At 69.3% G+C, this 17690-nt stretch carries 15 protein-coding genes; 7 read left to right on the plus strand and 8 right to left on the minus strand.

Annotation, left to right across the window (positions count from 1 at the left end; translation table 11 throughout):
* Positions 1 to 86 precede the first annotated feature (86 nt).
* The 6 genes from DEJ18_RS02145 to DEJ18_RS02170 are packed head-to-tail and all read left to right on the plus strand — an operon-like array spanning position 87 to position 7620.
* Positions 87 to 1847 (plus strand): ABC transporter substrate-binding protein, encoded by a 1761-nt coding sequence (locus DEJ18_RS02145; protein WP_258376822.1) that lies wholly within the window; start codon positions 87 to 89, stop codon positions 1845 to 1847.
* A complete protein-coding gene (locus DEJ18_RS02150; RefSeq protein ID WP_111209372.1) occupies positions 1844 to 2824 on the plus strand; it encodes an ABC transporter permease in 981 nt (326 codons plus the stop codon). Before DEJ18_RS02145 ends, DEJ18_RS02150 begins: the two co-directional genes overlap by 4 nt.
* Complete coding sequence (locus DEJ18_RS02155) at positions 2821 to 3753, plus strand: ABC transporter permease (protein ID WP_111209373.1); 933 nt, start codon at positions 2821 to 2823, stop codon at positions 3751 to 3753. The genes DEJ18_RS02150 and DEJ18_RS02155 overlap by 4 nt, the downstream gene beginning before the upstream one ends.
* Positions 3750 to 5546, plus strand: a complete 1797-nt coding sequence (locus DEJ18_RS02160; protein WP_111209374.1) for an ABC transporter ATP-binding protein — start codon at positions 3750 to 3752, stop codon at positions 5544 to 5546. Before DEJ18_RS02155 ends, DEJ18_RS02160 begins: the two co-directional genes overlap by 4 nt.
* Positions 5543 to 6415, plus strand: a complete 873-nt coding sequence (locus DEJ18_RS02165; protein WP_111209375.1) for an alpha/beta fold hydrolase — start codon at positions 5543 to 5545, stop codon at positions 6413 to 6415. Before DEJ18_RS02160 ends, DEJ18_RS02165 begins: the two co-directional genes overlap by 4 nt.
* Before the next feature lie 20 nt (positions 6416 to 6435).
* Positions 6436 to 7620 carry a glycoside hydrolase family 1 protein gene (locus tag DEJ18_RS02170; RefSeq protein WP_220034274.1) on the plus strand — a complete coding sequence of 395 codons (1185 nt, stop codon included), beginning with the start codon at positions 6436 to 6438 and terminating at the stop codon, positions 7618 to 7620.
* Between the two features lie 73 nt (positions 7621 to 7693).
* On the opposite strand, the gene DEJ18_RS02175 is transcribed toward DEJ18_RS02170, so the two are convergent.
* The 6 genes from DEJ18_RS02175 to DEJ18_RS02200 form a co-directional block, all read right to left on the minus strand.
* Positions 7694 to 8632, minus strand: coding sequence for an ankyrin repeat domain-containing protein (locus DEJ18_RS02175; RefSeq protein WP_146241450.1), 939 nt, complete (start codon positions 8630 to 8632; stop codon positions 7694 to 7696).
* Positions 8633 to 8641: 9 nt separating this feature from the next.
* A complete protein-coding gene (locus DEJ18_RS02180; protein WP_111209377.1) occupies positions 8642 to 9703 on the minus strand; it encodes an acyltransferase family protein in 1062 nt (353 codons plus the stop codon).
* 41 nt (positions 9704 to 9744) lie between these two features.
* Complete coding sequence (locus DEJ18_RS02185) at positions 9745 to 11073, minus strand: lipopolysaccharide biosynthesis protein (protein WP_111209378.1); 1329 nt, start codon at positions 11071 to 11073, stop codon at positions 9745 to 9747.
* Positions 11063 to 12376, minus strand: coding sequence for an O-antigen ligase family protein (locus tag DEJ18_RS02190; protein ID WP_146241451.1), 1314 nt, complete (start codon positions 12374 to 12376; stop codon positions 11063 to 11065). The genes DEJ18_RS02185 and DEJ18_RS02190 overlap by 11 nt, the downstream gene beginning before the upstream one ends.
* The gene (locus DEJ18_RS02195) at positions 12373 to 13281 is read right to left on the minus strand and encodes a glycosyltransferase family 2 protein (RefSeq protein ID WP_111209380.1); all 909 of its coding nucleotides are present in this window, start codon (positions 13279 to 13281) and stop codon (positions 12373 to 12375) included. The genes DEJ18_RS02190 and DEJ18_RS02195 overlap by 4 nt, the downstream gene beginning before the upstream one ends.
* A 99-nt stretch (positions 13282 to 13380) precedes the next feature.
* Positions 13381 to 13809 (minus strand): hypothetical protein, encoded by a 429-nt coding sequence (locus DEJ18_RS02200; RefSeq protein ID WP_111209381.1) that lies wholly within the window; start codon positions 13807 to 13809, stop codon positions 13381 to 13383.
* Between the two features lie 78 nt (positions 13810 to 13887).
* Here DEJ18_RS02200 and DEJ18_RS02205 point away from each other — a divergent pair, with 78 nt between their 5' ends.
* Positions 13888 to 15147, plus strand: a complete 1260-nt coding sequence (locus DEJ18_RS02205) for a nucleotide sugar dehydrogenase (protein ID WP_111209382.1) — start codon at positions 13888 to 13890, stop codon at positions 15145 to 15147.
* Between the two features lie 154 nt (positions 15148 to 15301).
* Here DEJ18_RS02205 and DEJ18_RS02210 read toward each other — a convergent pair whose 3' ends face one another.
* Together DEJ18_RS02210 and DEJ18_RS15900 are read right to left on the minus strand one after the other, a co-directional pair.
* Positions 15302 to 16735, minus strand: a complete 1434-nt coding sequence (locus DEJ18_RS02210; RefSeq protein ID WP_181434099.1) for a tyrosine-protein kinase domain-containing protein — start codon at positions 16733 to 16735, stop codon at positions 15302 to 15304.
* On the minus strand, positions 16732 to 17667 hold the full coding sequence (locus DEJ18_RS15900; protein WP_349775063.1) for a glycosyltransferase family 4 protein: 936 nt from the start codon (positions 17665 to 17667) through the stop codon (positions 16732 to 16734). The genes DEJ18_RS02210 and DEJ18_RS15900 overlap by 4 nt, the downstream gene beginning before the upstream one ends.
* Positions 17668 to 17690 lie beyond the last annotated feature (23 nt).

A 17690-nucleotide genomic window follows, 5' to 3' on the forward strand; every position in this document is an offset into this window, starting at 1 on the left:
TGCGTGTCGACGCCCGCCGGTTGCGCTTCGCTATGTAAGCGCATACATTGAACGAGTACCCACTCGACACGGAGGTCGACCGAGCAATGACGCTTCCCCCACAGCGCACGCGCGAGCCAGCCGCCCGCGACCCTCGTGCTCGCAGCGCCCGATCCCGCAGTGGCCGCATCGTCGCAGCGATCGCCGGGCTCGCCGTCGTGGCCCTCGTGGCCACCGGCTGCAGCATCCAGGTCCGCTCCGAACCCGATCCCACCATCGGCAAGGACACGATGCTCATCAACGCGGACCGCGGCAACCCGCTGTTCGACCGCAACTTCAACCCGTACATCGCGAACGCCCGCACGGCCTCCAAGTGGATGTACGAGCCCCTCATCGAGGTGAATCCCCTCGACGGCAAGCGCAACCCGTGGCTCGCCAGCGCGTGGAGCCAGCCCGACGCGAAGACCATCGACATGACGATCCGCTCGGGTGTCGAGTGGTCCGACGGGTCGCCGTTCAGCGCGAAGGACGTCGTCTTCACCTTCGACCTGCTCAAGGAGTTCCCCGCCATGGACGTCAAGGGCGCCTGGCAGCACATCGAGCGCATCGAGCAGGACGGTGACCACGTCGTCTTCCACCTCAAGAGCGAGGACGTCCCGAGCCTGACGATCATCGGGCAGACGTACATCCTCGGCGAGGACCACTGGGGCGGCGTGGAGGACCCGACGACCTGGCGCGACCCGAACCCGGTCGGCACGGGGCCGTTCGTCCTCGGCAACTACACCGACCAGCAGTACTCGATGGACAAGAACCCGAAGTACTGGCAGGCCGACGAGATCGCCATCGAGCACCTCATCCTGCCGGCGACGAACACGCAGCTCGACACCGTCACCCGCGGCTACGACTGGGCGTACTCGTTCATCTCCGACGTGAAGGGCACCTGGGGTGCCGCGTCGAAGACGAACGAGTGGTGGTTCCCGGCCGGCGGCGTGATCGGCCTCATCCCGAACCTCACGAAGGCGCCGTACAACGACGTCAACGTCCGCCGGGGCATCTCGCTCGCGCTGGACCGCGACGCCATCGCCGAGACCGCGTCCGAGGGCAACCTGTCGGCGGCGAGCCAGACCGGCCTGATCCTGCCGAACCAGGAGCGCTACCGCAACCCGGACATCCCCGACCAGGGCATGATCGCGCAGGACACGAAGGCGGCGCTCGCCAGCCTCGAGAAGTCCGGCTACACCGTGCAGGGCGGCAAGGTCGTCAAGGACGGCGAACAGCTCGCCATCACGATCATGACCGCGAACGGCTACTCCGACTGGCTCCGCGCCGCACAGGAGGTCCGCCGCGAACTGACGGCCATCGGCATCAAGGTGACGATCCAGGCGCCGCAGCCCGCCGGGTACCAGCAGAACATCAACAACGGCACGTTCGACATGGCGATGGGCGGCATGGGCAACGGCGACGTCTACCAGGCGTACAACTCCCTGCTCAGCAGCGAGTTCTACCAGCCCGTCGGCAAGTCGACGGTCAACAACTACGAGCGGTACAAGAACGCCGACACCCAGAAGCTCCTCGACGAGTACAAGGCGACGACGGACACCGCGAAGCAGCAGGAGATCCTCGACCAGTTGCAGCAGACCGTCTACGACGAACTCCCCGTCATCGGCATGTACCACGGCGGGCTCTGGGGTCTGTTCAACACCGGCAAGTTCGTCGGCTGGCCGAGCGCGAAGGACCCCTACATGGCACCGCAGAACTACGACTCGGCACCGCTGCTCATCTTCACCAAGCTCCGGCTCCGCGACAGCGCCGCCGGCAAGCAGATCCTGCAGGAACAGGACGCCGCGCAGCAGGAGGACCAGAAGTGAAGTACGTCCTCCAGAAACTCGTCCTCTTCGTCCTGACCCTCTGGGCCGCGGTCACGCTGAACTTCGTGCTCCCGCGCCTGATGCCCGGCAGCCCGGCCGACGCCGCACTCGCGAAGCTCAGCCAGAACGGTCCGGTCACCGACGCCACCAAGAGAGCCATCGAGGCCCAGCTCGGGGTGCCGACCGGCAACCTCTGGGACCAGTACGTCAGCTACCTGCACCAGGTCATCACCCTCGACTTCGGCACGAGCTACACGTTCTACCCGCAGCCCGTCGGCGACCTCGTGTCGAAGGCCCTGCCGTACACGCTGATCCTGGTCGGGGTCGTCACGGTCCTGGCGTTCGTGCTCGGCACCCTGATCGGTGTCGCGGCGGCGTGGAAGCGCGGCACCTGGCTCGACTCGCTCCCCACCCTGTCGGGGTCGTTCATGTCGACGTTCCCGTACTTCTGGACCGCGCTGCTCCTGCTGTTCTTCCTCGGCTACGTGCTGCACTGGTTCCCGACCACGGGCGCCTACTCGGCGACGACGACGCCGGGCCTGAACGGTGCGTTCTTCGGCGACGCACTGCAGCACGCGGTGCTGCCGGCGGTCACGATCCTGGTGACGAGCCTCGGCGGCTGGATCATCGGCATGCGCAACGCGATGATCAACACCCTCGGTGACGACTACGTGACCTTCGCCGAGGCCAACGGCCTGCGCGGACGCACCGTGGCCGTCCGCTACGCGGCCCGCAACGCGATCCTGCCGAACCTGACCGGCTTCGGTCTGGCGCTCGGTGGCGTGGTCGGCGGTTCCGTGCTGGTCGAGCAGGTCTTCGGCTACCCGGGCATCGGCTACCTGCTGTTCAACGCCGTCATCGGGCAGGACTACCCGCTCATGCAGGCCCTCTTCCTGATGATCACCGTGTCGGTGCTCATCGCCAACTTCATCGTGGACGTCATGTACGGCGTCCTGGACCCGAGGACGCGCCGATGAGCACAGTCGCAGTACGCACACAAGACGCCCCGGAACAGCAGGCACCGTCCAAGTGGCGTGCCGCCGCCCGCCAGTTCGGCGTCGTCTGGTCGAACGGGAAGGCCCGGACCGGCATCGTCATCCTCGGCGTCTTCGTGTTCGTCGCCGTCTTCGCGCCGCTCCTGGCCCCGTACGGTGCCAGCCAGAACGGCTTCGCCCGCTCCGCCGACGCGACCCCCGACCACTGGATGGGCACCACCGCCGCCGGCGAGGACGTCCTGTCCCAGATCATCCACGGCGCCCGCATCTCGGTCATGGTCGGCGCGGTCGCGGGCATCCTGTCCACGCTCGTCGCCGTCGCGATCGGCCTCAGCTGGGGCTACGTCCGCGGCTGGATCGCCGAGGTCATCGGGTTCATCGTGAACCTGTTCCTCGTCATCCCGGGTCTGCCCCTGATGATCGTCATCGCCGCCTACCTGCAGAACGGCGGCATCGCGGTGATCATCGCGGTCATCGTCGTGACCGGTTGGGCATGGGGCGCTCGCGTGCTCCGCTCGCAGACGCAGTCGCTGCGCGGCCGGGACTTCGTCACCGCCGCCCAGTTCTCCGGTGACGGCGCGACCCGCATCGTCTTCCGCGAGATCCTGCCGAACATGACCAGCCTCATCGTCGGCAGCTTCTTCGGTGCCGCGACGAGCGCGATCCTCGCCGAGGCGGGCCTCGAGTTCCTCGGCCTCGGCGACTCCTCGATCGTCAGCTGGGGCACGATCCTCTACTGGGCGCAGAACTCCAACGCGCTGCTCACCGGCCAGTGGATCCTGCTGTTCGCCCCGGGCCTCTGCATCGCCCTCCTCGCGATGAGCCTCACCCTCATCAACTTCGGCGTCGACGCCGTGTCCAACCCGCGGCTGCGCGAGGGCGCGCGGCCCCGTAAGGAGAAGACCGCATGAGCGGCTTGCCAGAAACGCAACCGGCAGACGGCCTGGAGGCGCGCACCGGCGCCGCCGCGGGCCTCCAGTCCGACGCCCGTCACGACCAGGGCGACGCATCCGTCCTGCTCGACGTCCGCGACCTGTCGGTCGTCTACGAGTCGTCGGGGCAGACCGCCGTCCAGGCGGTCGACCACGTGTCCTTCTCGCTGCGGAAGGGCGAGTTCGTGGGCCTGGTCGGCGAGTCCGGGTCCGGCAAGTCGACGCTCGGCTACGCGCTGACCCGGCTGCAGAAGCCCCCGGCACGCACGAACGGCGGCAGCATCGTCTTCGCAGGCAAGGACATCCGCGACCTCGACGAGGAAGCCCTGCGTCAGCAGCGCCAGGGCGGCTTCGCGATGGTCCTGCAGTCCGGCATGAACGCGCTCAACCCGGTGCGGACGATCCGCAACCACTTCATCGACGTCTTCACGGCGCACGGCCACGTGTCGCGCGACCGCTGGGACGCCCGGATGAAGGAGCTCATCGAGAAGGTGAAGCTGCCGACCTCGATGCTCGCCCGGTTCCCCGGGGAGCTCTCCGGCGGCATGCGGCAGCGCGTCTCCATCGCCCTGGCACTCTCGCTCGAGCCGCAGCTCATGGTGTTCGACGAGCCGACCACGGCGCTCGACGTCCTCGTGCAGCACGCGGTGATGGACACGATCATCGAGCTGCAGCGAGCCGAGGGCTTCACAGCGGTGCTCATCAGCCACGACCTCGGCATCGTGCTCGAGGCCACCGAGCGCGTCCTCGTCATGCACGAGGGCCGGATCGTCGAGGACGGCGGCTCCCGCGAGATCCTCCGCGACCCGCAGGACCCGTACACGCAGATGCTCCTGTCGCACTACGCCGACCCCCGCGCTTCGGTCGTGAGCCTCCCGGGCTTCCCGGACCGCTCGCTCCGCGCCGAACACGGCGAGAAGCGGCAGGAGGCCACGACCTCCCACGCCACGGTCGGCACCCGCGAGCGCAGCGCGGCGAGGAACCCGATCGTCGTCGACCACCTCGTGAAGACCTACGCCCCGCCCCGTCGTGGTGAGGACCCGGTCCGGGCGGTCCGCGACGTCTCCTTCACGCTCGAACCGGGGCAGTCCCTGGCCCTGGTCGGCCAGTCCGGCTCCGGCAAGTCGACCATCGCGAAGCTGCTCACCGGCGTCGAGAAGCCGAGCTCCGGCACCGTCCGGTTCGGCGACCTCGACGTGGCGAAGCTCGGCCGCCGAGGCATGCGTGACCTGCGCTCCGAGGTGCAGATGGTGTTCCAGGACCCGTACTCGGCGCTCAACCCGCTGCACACGGTCGAGTACACGCTCACCCGTCCGGTCGTGAACTACACCGGGCTCCGCGGTCGCGATGCCCGGCGTCGCGTGCTCGAACTCCTCGAGACGGTGGGCCTCACGCCCGTGGAGCAGTTCGCGCAGAAGCTCCCGCACCAGCTCTCCGGCGGGCAGCGGCAGCGCGTGGTGATCGCCCGGGCGCTCGCGAGCGACCCGCAGGTGATCATCGCCGACGAACCGGTCTCGATGCTCGACGTGACGCTCCGCGCCGGGGTGCTCGCGCTCCTCGAGGACCTGCGCGAGCAGTGGGGCGTCTCGCTCCTCTACATCACGCACGACCTGCTGAGCGCCCGGCTCATCACGGACGACATCATGGTGCTCCACGAGGGCGCCGTGGTCGAGCGAGGCCGGACGGCCGACGTGCTGCAGCACCCGCAGGACGAGTACACGGTGGCGCTGCTGGACGCCGTGCCCAACCCCCGCCGCAGACTGGCCTCATGACCAACCTGCACGCGTTCCCCACCGTCCCGCCGTTCGGCCACCTGCCGACACCCGAGGGCGTCGACGTCGTCGGCATCGACCTGCCCGTCGGCCGGCTCACCGCCTACCGCGTCGTCCCGACGGGGCCGAGCAAGGGCGTCGTGCTCATCGTCCCCGGGTACACCGGCTCGAAGGAGGACTGGCGCACGTTCATGCCGCTCCTCCGGGACGCCGGCTGGACCGCGGTCGCGATCAGCCGGCGCGGGCAGGCCGACTCCGCCGCGCCCACCGAGCCCCGCGACTACGCCCTCGACGAGGAAGCGGCCGACGTCGTCCGCGTCGCCCGGCTGCTCGACGGCGGCGCTCCCGTGCACCTGGTCGGGCACTCGCTCGGCGGCGTGATCGTCCGCGCCGCCGCGATCCAGGACCCGAGCGCCTTCCGTGACGTCGTGCAGTTCTGCTCCGGGCCGTACGGCTGGCCCTACCGCAAGGTCGCCGAGCTGACGATCCTGCACGACACCGGCGGCGACCTCCGGCAGCTCTTCGACTCGACGAACCCGCTCTGGGCGTACCGGCCCGACGAGGAACTGCCCGACGACGTCCGGATGGTCCGCGACCGCTTCAACGCGACGAGCCCCTTGAGCGTCGTCGCCGGCGGGCACATCCTCGAGGACCACACCGACGCATCCGCCGAACTCCGCGCCACCGGGCTCCCCGTCCTCGTCACGCACGGGGAGTGGGACGGCGCTTGGCCGATCCCGTGGCAGCGGACCATGGCCGAGGACACCGGCGCCGAGTACGTCGTCATCCCGGAGAGCTGGCACGGCCCCCAGATCGAGAACCCACAGGGAACCGTCGAGGTCTTCGACCGGTTCTTGCGCAAGCACTGAAAGGCACCATCATCACCACATTGCACTTCCCCGACGGCTTCCTCTGGGGTGCCGCCACCGCCGCCCACCAGATCGAGGGCAACAACGTCAACAGCAACTGGTGGGTGCACGAGCACGAACCGGACACCACGATCGTCGAGCCCTCCGGCGACGCGGCCGACAGCTACCACCGCTACCGTGAGGACATCCGGATCGCCGCCGGCCTCGGCCTGAACTCGTACCGGTTCAGCATCGAGTGGTCCCGCATCGAGCCCGAGCGCGGGTTCGTCAGCCGCGCCGAGGTCGACCACTACCGCCGCATGGTCGAGGCCTGCCACGAGTTCGGCATCGAACCGATCGTCACCCTCATGCACTTCACCGTGCCGCGCTGGTTCGAACGCGACGGCTTCTGGCGCGCGGACGACGCCGCGGACCTGTTCGCCCGCTACACCGAGGCCGCGCTCCCCGTCGTGCAGGACGGCGTCCGCTACGTGTGCACGATCAACGAGCCGAACATCGCCGCGATGCTCGCCGGCGGCGAGGACGCGGCCAACCTGGTGGCCTACGGCCTGCCGAACCCGGACCTCCAGGTGGCCGACGCCCTGCTGGCCAGCCACCGGCGGTCGCGCGAGGTCCTGGGGCAGGTGTCGGGCCTCCAGTCCGGGTGGACCGTCGCGACCCAAGCGTTCAAGCCCTCCGGCGAGCCAGGGTCCGAAGAGATGCTCCGTGAATACGGGTACCCGCGCGACGACTGGTACCTCGAAGCGGCGGCCGGCGACGACTTCGTGGGCGTGCAGGCGTACACGCGGACCTTCATCGGACCGGACGGGCCGCTGCCCGTCGCAGACGACGTCGAGACCACGCTGACGGGGTGGGAGTTCTACCCGGAGGCCGCGGCCGACGGGATCCGCAGCGCGTGGGAACTGTCGGGACACGTCCCCGTGATGATCACCGAGAACGGCATCGCCACCGCGGACGACACCCGTCGCATCGCCTACACGCAGGGCGCGCTCGAGGGCATCCACCGCTGCATCGAGGACGGCATCGACGTCCGCGGCTACCAGCACTGGTCGCTGCTCGACAATTACGAGTGGGCGTCCGGGTTCCGGCCGACGTTCGGGCTCGTCGCGTGGGACCGGGAGACGTTCGAGCGCACGCCGAAGCCGTCCGCGCACTGGTACGGGAAGGTCGCGCAGGCCAACGCGCTCGAGACGCGTCGCGACTGACGCGACCGGCTGACGGACTGGAGGCGCGGTGCCAGCTGGTACCGCGCCTCCCGCCCGTTCCGTGAGGGTCGGGTCAGCGGGTCGCCTCGTCGCTCGACGGGTCGTCGGCGACGTACGCCTCGCCGACGGCGTGCGCGTCGAACCAGGAGAGCAGGACCTCCTCGGCCTTGCGCGACCCGCGCTCGCGGGCGATGTCGAGTGCCGTCCGGCCCTCGGCGTCGAGGACCGTGACGTCCGCACCCCGCTCGATGAGCGTCTCGGTCGTGCCGCGCCGGTCGAACCAGGCGGCCGCGTGGAGCGGAGCGAAGCCCCAGCGTGGGTCGACCTCGTCGATGCCGGTCGGGTCCGCACCGAACCCGTCCAGCTCGAGCGAGAGACCGCCGACGTCGCCGTGACCCGCCGCGCGCACCGCCGGAGCGGCCCACTCGAGCCAGCCGTCCGGCACCGGGCCGTGCCAGCCGTGGGCGGGGCGTTCCTGCAGGTCGGACCACGCCGACTCGGCGACGGGATGGACCTCGATCACCACGTCGCGGAAGTGCACCGCGAGCTCGCCGGTGGGGGAGAGCAGCAGCCGGAGCTCCCAGACGTCCGCGTCGGCGTGCGCGATCTCGCCGCGGGAGACCTGCACGTCGCCGGCGAGGACCGCGAGCGGCGCGGTGTCCTCGGGCTCGAGCACGGCGCGGTGGAAGTGCAGCGTGACGCGGGCGTGGTTCCAGCGGCGCCACAGGCCGTCCGGGGTGTCGAGGACCTCGTCGGTGCGGACGACGACGACAGCACGCACCGTCCGCGTCGGTGTCTCGTCGACGCCGCTGGTGTCCAGGGTGCCGGTCGGCGTCGTGGTGGCGGTCTCGTGCCACTCGGCGATGCGGGCCTCGTTCCACGTCACGGACGCGAGGGCGGCGACGGACGGGGGTGCGTCGGTGACCAGGCGGGCGAGGTGTTCGGCGTAGCCCTCGACGTCCTCGAGGGAGACGTACCCGACCCCGGGCCAGCCCACTCGACTCCAGCGCACGCGTTGACCCTACCGGCCCGGCACGAGGCCCGATCGAGCCGCGGTCAGCCATCGAACGCTCTGTTCCACGACACGGTCCGGCGCCCGGAAGAGGAGCTCCGCCCGAGTACCACGTACCGCACCGAGGACGGCGACCGAGACCGAGATCGCGATGGCCGATGCTCCCACGAGGAACAGGGGGCGAGCGCCGGCCCAGCCTGCTTCGGCACCTGGACTCGAAGAGCCCGTCACGAGGACCGTCAGGAGCGTGAGAACGGACATGTGCATGAGGTAGGGCGCCACGGAGTCCCGACCGATGCGAGCGAGGAGACGGAGAGCGCTGCACTGCGACGCAAGGCTTGCGAGCCCGAGAGCAGTGATCACGCCGAGCACTGTCTCAGCCGGTCGGAACCAGGGTCCGGGCCGGACCACGAGCAGGAAGAGCAGCAGGACGGAGGCCCCCGTGGTGAGGAGGCCGAGGACACGGGGCCGTTGCACGGGGAGGAGGACGCGGAGACGAGAGCCGAGGATGGTGAAGAACGCGAACTGCGGAAGCCCCTGCAGGCCGGGCCCGAGCATGTGCCAGGTGACGTCGCCGACCAGCTGCTCGCCGATGCCGTTGATGACCACGAACAACGTTGCCGAGGGTACGAGCACAGACCAGGCGGGGAGACGCCGGGTGAGTGCCACGAGCACGAGGTGCAGCGCCAGCGCCCACAGGTACCAGAGCTCTCCGTTGGGACGGACCGGAGCAGCGAGGAAGCGCGCGACCTCGCCTGCGACGTCGACCGTCCGTCCCTCTGCCCACGCCAGAGCGGTGCGTTGCACCACCACCACTGGCTGCCAGAGCGCGTAGAGCCACGACAACGCGACCACTCGGGAGGTGATGGCTCCAGCCGGCGCCGCGTCGGAGAACCGTCCTCCGGAGACGAACCCGGAGACGAGGAAGAGGACGGCGAGTGCGATCGAGGCCGCGGCCCCGAGCGAGATGTGCTCCCTCCCCGGTAGCACGGCGTTCGCATGCACGAGCACGATCGCAGTGATCGCGATGCCCTTGGCGCCGTCGACGTGAGCAAGGCGGTTGGTCGGCATGGAACCATGTTCCTTCAGCACTGACAGCAGGTGTACGTATTTCACATTTCGCCGGAGGTCGCTCCCCGCCTTGCACAGCTGCGGAGCGGGTGTACGAGTGTTCGCCAGTCGTCGACCGACGGCAGCAGGAAGTCCCGCCAGCGCAGGGACGACTTCCTGATCAGGTGTGCCACGTTGACCCACCCTCCGACGGAGTTGCACGCGACCGTGGCGATCGCCGCTCCGACTGCTCCGGACACGGGGACCAGGGCGACGAGGAGTGCCGCGTTCACCAGCGCCGCGACGCAGAGCGAAGCGCTCCGCAGGTGCGGCAGCCCCCGCGCTCCCAACGCTGCGCCGGCGACCGAGCCCGGGACACCCGCGACCACAGCAGCGGCGAGGATGAGCGCTGGTGGCAGTGCATCGGTGAAGCCCTCGCCGAAGAGCACCGGCAACCACCAGGGAGCGCTGCCGCACAAGCACGCTGCGGTGACGGCACTCGTGGCGGTGGCCATCCGCGCAGCGCGCGCGAGGCTCTGGTCGTCACGCCGTCTCGCGTCAGTGGTGAGCATCACCTCCCTGACCGCGCTGGTGACGACGAGTGGGAGCTCGCTGACGGTGACGGCGACTGCGTAGAGACCGAGTTGTTGTGCAGACGCCAACGGCACCATGAGCACCTGGTCGAGTCGCATCACGATGGTGCCGGCCAGTGTTCCGAGCCATGCGCGGGCGCCGTACCCGAGCAACGACCGTCGGCCGGGAGCTTCGCCTGTGTTCGCTCCGCGAGGGCGGTCGCACCGGACCAGGTACACCACCCCGGCCGCCAGTGGCGCGGTGACCATGACCACGGCCGCCGTACCAGCATCCAGTCGGCCGTACGACTGCAGGATCAGGAAGGCGACCAGGCGCAGGACGGGCCCCACCGTGCGCTCGAGGGAGACGAGCCCCCATCGCCCGAGTCCCGCTGCGTGGGCGCGGAGGACCCCGATGAGCACGGCGGGCACGATCGCACTGATCGCGAGGACGGCGAGCAGGCGGGCCGCTTCGGGATCCTGCAGCAGGAGCGTCGCACTCGACGCCACAGCAAGGGAGCCGACGGCGCCTGTCGTCGCAGCGAGGAGGGCAGCGTCGCGACGGAGCCCGCGGATCGTCCGGGCGGAGCGGGCGACGTGGTACGTCACCGCTTCAGGGATGCCGAAGCCCGCGATGAGTGCAGCGAGCACGATGGGCGCGCTGACAGCAGCGACGGTTCCTCGTCCTTCGACTCCGACCGTCTGTGCGAGGACGGGTGCGCTCGCGAGCCCTGCGGCCGGCCCAGCGAGATTTCCGAGGGCATTGCGGATCACCGAGCGCACGAGGCGAGGGGCGCGTTCCGTCGTCTCAGCGGGCACCGTACACTCCGCGCGTCACCATCGGCGACTGCTCAGGACTGGCGGTGGTCGCGAGAGCTTTCTCGCGGTCTGCCCGAGACACGGGGTCCCACCGTCGGAGCAGGTCGGTCGCTGCGAGCCCCACCGTCATCCACGAGAGGAGCCCGAACGTGCTCGTCGCGGTGTAGGCGCTGTAGGAGAACCCCCACACCAGTGCCGTGACCGCCGCAGCACGCGCGAGCAGCACGGGTCTGCCGGGCAGGAGGGCGACGGCGACCGGGACGGCCAGGAAGAGGGCTGCGACCGGCAGGCCGGCTCCGATCGCCAATGACAGCCAAGCGTTCTCGAAGCTGCTCGGGAGGTTCGCGAGCGCGTATTCGTACGCGTACGTCAAGCCGCTCCCGGTCACGGGGTGGTCCTCGACGAGACGGATTCCGGTATCCCGTGCCAACCCACGCGCCCACGTGGAGCGGTCCCCCCGCTCCCCGAAGCGTTCGAACAACGAATTGAGGACCGGAGAGGCGGCTGCGATGATGCCGGCCACGGCCGTGGCGAGGACGATGACGAGGTCGATCGGGCGGCGCATGCCGCGGCTGGCGACCCCGAGTGTGACGATCGCCACCGCCAGGACGATCCCTGTCCGCGACCCGGTACAGGCGATGCCGCTCACCACGAGCACGCTGACGAGCCACGTCCGCCACGGCTGGTGCCCGCGGACGATGATGACGAGCGCGAGCGTGAGGAACGCAGCGAGGTCGAGAGGAGAGTCGAACGTCCCGTTCGAGCGTCCGGTCCGGGTGAACTGGTTCGCTGCTGCCCGGTACTCGTCGAACAGGATCGCGCTGCCGACCATCCGCTGCATGACGGCGAGCAGCGCCTCGGCCGATGCGAGCGCCGTCAGCCACGGCGTCATCGCGTCGACGAGGTCGGTCATCCGCGGGGAGGTCGACGCCGCCAGCAGCGCCGTGAGACCGGTCAACGGCAGGACCCACAGGACGAGCAGTGCGTTGCTCGATGATGCGCCGTGGAGCAGGAAGACCGTGACGATCCCGACGCCCGCGACGCTGGTCACGGCAGCCAGCATCGTCGGGACGCCGTGTCGGAGCAACCGGCGCCGGTCGCAGAGGAGCACCAGCGTGCCGGTGAGGAGGAACCAGGTCGAGGGCGGGGTCGAGGCGAGTGGCCCCTCGAACCAGGAGCGTGTCGCGCCGACCGGCAGCATCGCTCCTGTCAGCCCGAGTCCGAGCCAAGCACCGGGACGACGGGGAGCGAGCCACGCAGCGACGCTGCATGCCGTGAGGAGCACTGCAACCGTGCCGATCACGGCCGAAGCCCAGGAGTTCCGGTGCGTCCAGCTCGCAGGAGCTCGAGCACGAGCTGCGAGTAGGTCGCCCGTGCCTGGTCGTCGTTGGCGTTCTTCCCGGTGTTGTCGTGGTTGAGTGCCTGCGCCTGTGTGCCCGGTACCTCGAGGAAGGTGCGGGCTCGTGCACGGACCTGGCGGGCGCAGGAGCCTGATCGGACGGTCTCGTGGTGCAGCCAGAGGTCGTCGGCTTGCGGGCAGCACGACGCGAAGGAGCGACCGAGGGCACGCAGGTGGAGCTGGACGTCAACCGGGTAGAGCGCACCCGAACACCCCGTCGGGAAACGTGTCACGGCAGCGCCCGTGCCGCGAGCCAGGGGCCAGCGGTGGTACGGAGCCAGCTGGCCTTCGTCGTCGAGCAGCAGTTCGCGGACCCGGTGCGCGACGACGAGGTCCGGCGTCTCCGAGGACGCCCTGACGAGCAGTTCGAGCCAGCGCCGCGGGTAGAAGAGGTCGTCATCCGCTGTGACGAGTGGGACCTCAGGAAGCTCGGGTTCCGAAACGGCGGGGAGGTACTTGTTGTGGGGGCCGATGTCCCACTCGCTGTTCCTGATCTCGAGGCCTCGGTCGACGAGACGACGGACCGGCTCGGGGAGGGTGTCTTGGTCCTGGTCCGGATCCAGCCAGAGGACCAGTCGGCCGGGTCGAGTGGAACCGCGCGCGATGGACTCGATGGTGAGGTGGACGGTACCGAGGCGGTCCCCGTGGGACGTGAGTGAGACGACGATGGACTCGGCGGCGTCCGTGACCGGACGCCGCCCGAACCGTGCCACGGTCGTGTACCAGGCCGCGGCCACCTGAGCCGCGACTCTCCGAGCAGTCGTGACGGAACGGCGCTGCAGCCGTCCGAGTGTCGTGATGACGAGCATCTGTGTCTCCTGAAGGTGTCGATGGCAGACATGAGCGGTCGTGACACGGTGGGACGGAGCCGGCTGACGGCCGGGGCGGCGCACGCCCCGGCCGTCGGTTCAGGACTTCGTGACCGTGTTCTCGACGCCCTGGTCGTCGACGGTCGCCTCACCCGTGTGCGTCACCGTGTTGTGGGCTCCGGGGACGACGATCCGGCCGACGGCCCCCGCTCGCACCGTTGCACCGTCTGCTTCGATCACGAGGAGCTTGACGGCGCCCAACTCGATGCTCGACCCGGCGGCTGCGGCACCGACGACCGAGACCTCGTCGCAGTCTCCGAGCGTGATCTCGCCACCTCGCTCGACATCGGAGGCGAGCACCGTGGCGCGGCCGTCGATGCATTCGTTGTAGGTCTCTTCCTGAGCCGCGGCGCTGCTCGGTCCTGCTGTCGGGGTCTGCTTCGCGTCAGGCGCGGATCCCGTGCATCCCGTGACGAGCAGGGCCAGGGCGGCGGTGACGGCCGAGAGTGCTGCAATCTGCTTCTTCATCGTTCCTCCGTTCGGATAACGCTCGGATGTGAAATGTTACACTAAGGATGGCACATCGCAATCTGAAGGAGAGTCCCCATGCGTGAGAAGAACATCGTCGTGATCGGTCAGGGGTACGTCGGGCTTCCGCTCGCCGTCCGTGCGGTCGAGGCCGGTCACACCGTGACCGGCCTCGACGTCGACGAACGCCGAGCCGCCGCGCTCGCTGCAGGCGTCTCCTACGTGGAGGACATCGACTCCGAACGTCTCGGAGCCATCGGAGCCACCGGGCGGTACACCGTCGCGAGCGACTACGCGGACCTCCCCGAGTGGGACATCGCGGTCGTGACGGTCCCGACCCCGCTCCGCGACGCTCGCCCTGACCTCCGGTTCGTGGAGGACGCTTGTCGGGCTCTGGCGTCGTCGCTGCGCCGCGGGTGTCTCGTCGTGCTGGAGTCGACGACCTACCCCGGGACGACCGAGGAACTCGTCGTCCCGATCCTCGAAAAGGCATCCGGCCTCCGCGCCGGTGCTGAGTTCCTCGTCGGGTACAGCCCGGAGCGCATCGATCCAGGGAACGCGCAGTGGAACCTCGTGAACACCCCGAAGGTCGTGTCCGGTGTCGATGCTCGGTCGAGCGCGGCCGTCCAGGACTTCTACGCCACGCTCGTCGACACGGTCGTACCGGTGTCCGGGACCAGGGAGGCCGAGCTGACGAAGCTGCTCGAGAACACGTTCCGACACGTCAACATCGCGCTGGTGAACGAACTCGCCGTGTTCGCGGACGAGCTCGGGATCGATGTCTGGGAGACCATCCGTGCGGCATCCACGAAACCGTTCGGCTTCATGCCCTTCGCTCCAGGGCCTGGTGTCGGCGGTCACTGCCTGCCGGTCGATCCGAGTTACCTGTCGTGGCAGGTGCGCCGGAAGCTGGGCCGGACGTTCCGGTTCATCGAGCTCGCGAACGATGTCAACGAGCACATGCCCGACCACGTCGTCCGGAAGGTCGTGTCGATGTTGAACGATGGCGGGCGAGCGGTTCGAGGCTCGCGGATCGCCCTGGTGGGTCTCGCCTACAAGAAGAACTCAGGAGACGTCAGGGAGTCGCCGTCGGTTCGCGTGATCGAGCTGCTGCGCGATCTCGGAGCGGAAGTCGTCGGCGTCGACCCTCACGTCGAGGAGCACCTCTGGCCGGACTTCATCGCACGGCGCCCGCCGCGCACGGAGAGCTTCGAGGACTGCGATCTCGCGGTGCTGCTGACGAACCACGACGACGTCGACGCGGAGATGCTGCGTGGGGTGCCGACCTTCGACACGCGGCATGCCCTCGCTCCCGCTCCGATGGTGCGTTCCCTCTGACCGACAGCACCACGACGAAGGGCCCGGCCCCGCATCAGCGGGGTCGGGCCCTTCGTCGTGTGGATGGCACTGGGACCCCGACCACGACGGCGGCTCCTGCCTCTGGTGCCCTGAGCCGCCGTCGCGGGTGCGGAGGTGGAGACGCAGTCGCGACTCACTCGGCGGAGGCCACCCGCCGACCACTCGGCGCTGCAGCCGGGGAGACCGATTCGTCAATCCGCTGGGCGTCCCCGTAGTAGCTGTCGTACGTCCCGTAGGCCCCCACCGAAGAGCTCTCGTTGCGCACCATCGTCATCACGATGCCGAACGTGCGAGCTCCCGCGCTCGACATCTTCTCGAACGCCGCGCGCAGCTGATGACGTGTGCTTCGTCCGAGTGCTGTGATGAGGATCGAGCCACTGGTCAGCCTGGAGAGGACGGCGGCGTCCGTCACCGGCAGGAGCGGTGGCGCGTCGACGATGACCGTGTCGTAGAGCAGTTCGAGCTCGTGCATCAGTGCTTGCATCGACGCGCTCCCGAGGAGCTCGCTGGGGTTCGGTGGGATCCGCCCTGCTGGGAGGACGTTGAGTCCGCCGAGGCCCCAGGGGACGGTGACGTCGTCGAGTTCGGCTTTCCCGATCAGGACGTCGGTCAAGCCTGCTGACCCGTCGATCCCGAGGATCTCTGCGACCCTCGGGCGACGGAGGTCCGCATCGACCAGGACGACTCGTGCGCCGTTCTCGGCCATGGCGATGGCGAGGTTCGCGGCCGTGGTCGACTTCCCCTCAGCGGGAACTGCAGACGTGACGGTGAAACTGCGCTTCGCTTGGTCGAGGTCGAGGAACTGCACGTTGGTACGCAGGCTCCTGAAGGATTCCGCCCTGGGATTGCGCGGGTCCGCGTGCACGATCAGCGGACGCCGATCGGCATCGGCGTCATGACCGATCGCACCGAGGACGGGCGCATCCGTGATCGCTTCGATGTCCGACTGCGTCCGGACCCGCGTGTCGAGTGAATGACGGAGCGCCGCTGCTGCCACGCCCGCCAGCAGCCCGAGCGCCGCGCCGGCGATGACCCGGCGGGGCAGGTTCGGTGAATCGGCTCCCTGCGGCAGCGTCGGTGGTTGGATGCTCTCGATCTTGACGAGAGACGCCCCGCCTGCTGTCGGCTTCTCCAACTGTTCAGTGACCACGGTCGTGAGGCTCTTCGCCACCGCGCCCGCGATCCGCCGGGCCTCGTCCGGGCTGTCCGCCCGGACGGAGACATCGAGCAGCACGCTGTTGAGTGGCGAGTTCGCTGAGATGCTACGGGCCAGTGTCGAGACGTTCGTGTCGAGACGGAGCTCGTCGATGACCGGTTGGAGTACCCGGGCGCTCGTGACGACTGCGACGTACGAGGTGACCTTCTGCTGAGCGGCACTGTTGCCCTGAACGAGGTCAGTGGTGCTCGGCGCAGTCGGTTGGATCGCCACGAAGAGTCGGGTGTCGGAGCGGTAGGACGGATCTGTCACGAGGGCGCTGGCCGTGCCGACCGCGGTCCCGAGCAGTACTGCCGCGACGATGAGCAACCAGGATCTGCGGAAGATGCGAAGGACCTGGGATGCGGTCAAGGGGTTCTCCTGAAGAGCTGATCGAGAGCGGCAAGGGCTCCGTCGAGGGAAGCCTCGGTCCCGAGACGTCGAGCGTTGTCCGACACGTGGTCGGAGAGACGTCGGCGAAGGTCCGGGTCCGAGTCCAGTTCGTCGACGGCCGCGAGCCAAGCATCGATGTCGTGAGCGGGGACGATGAACCGCGAGGCGAGGTCGCGATCGCGGATGAGCATGGGAGCGACGCCGGTACGGTCGCTGAGGATCACGGGCATGCCGGAGCTGGCTGCTTCCACGGCGCTCCGACCGAAGGCCTCGCGGAACGAGGGGCAGACGAAGATGCCCGGCGTGGACCACATGTCTTCCGGTGTCGACCACCCCGCCCAGCCGAGAAGACCAGGTGCTGCCGCGCGCAGCGGTCTGCCGAGCGGTCCGTCGCCGTGGATGACGGCGCGGCGCCCGGTTCGCTGCGCCATCTCGACCACCAGCCCCGGGTTCTTCTCGGGCGACAGGCGCCCGGCGAAGACCAGCGGCCCGGTGCTCGAGCCGTCGTGACGCCGGGGCTGGAGCGGGATGCCCGCGGGAACCACGTCTGCGCGAACGGCTGACCGTACCTCCCGCTGCAGGAGCGGAGTCGTCGCCCATGCGCCGTCGGCTCCACGGAGTGCGTGACGGGCGGCACCCCACAGCAGGACACGGCGCGGCCATGGCTGTTCCTCCGGACCCGGCCAGGGGAGCCCTCGGATCCACGCGACGTGTCGGGTAGAAGCGGTCAGAGCTGTGCCGCGGAACCCGAAGACGCTCTGCGGTGTCATGGTGATGACCACATCGGCGTCTACGACGGCGGACGACCACGCTTTGCGAAGTGCCCTCGTCCCCGAGAGGTTCCGCTCCCGGATGCACTCCTCGGTGATTCCAGCTCCGACCTCGCGTCGCCCGGGAGCGTCGGGCCGCATGCCGATCCAGGCGTGCCAGTCGA

The sequence above is a fragment of the Curtobacterium sp. MCSS17_015 genome, from assembly GCF_003234265.2.
GTDB lineage: Bacteria > Actinomycetota > Actinomycetes > Actinomycetales > Microbacteriaceae > Curtobacterium.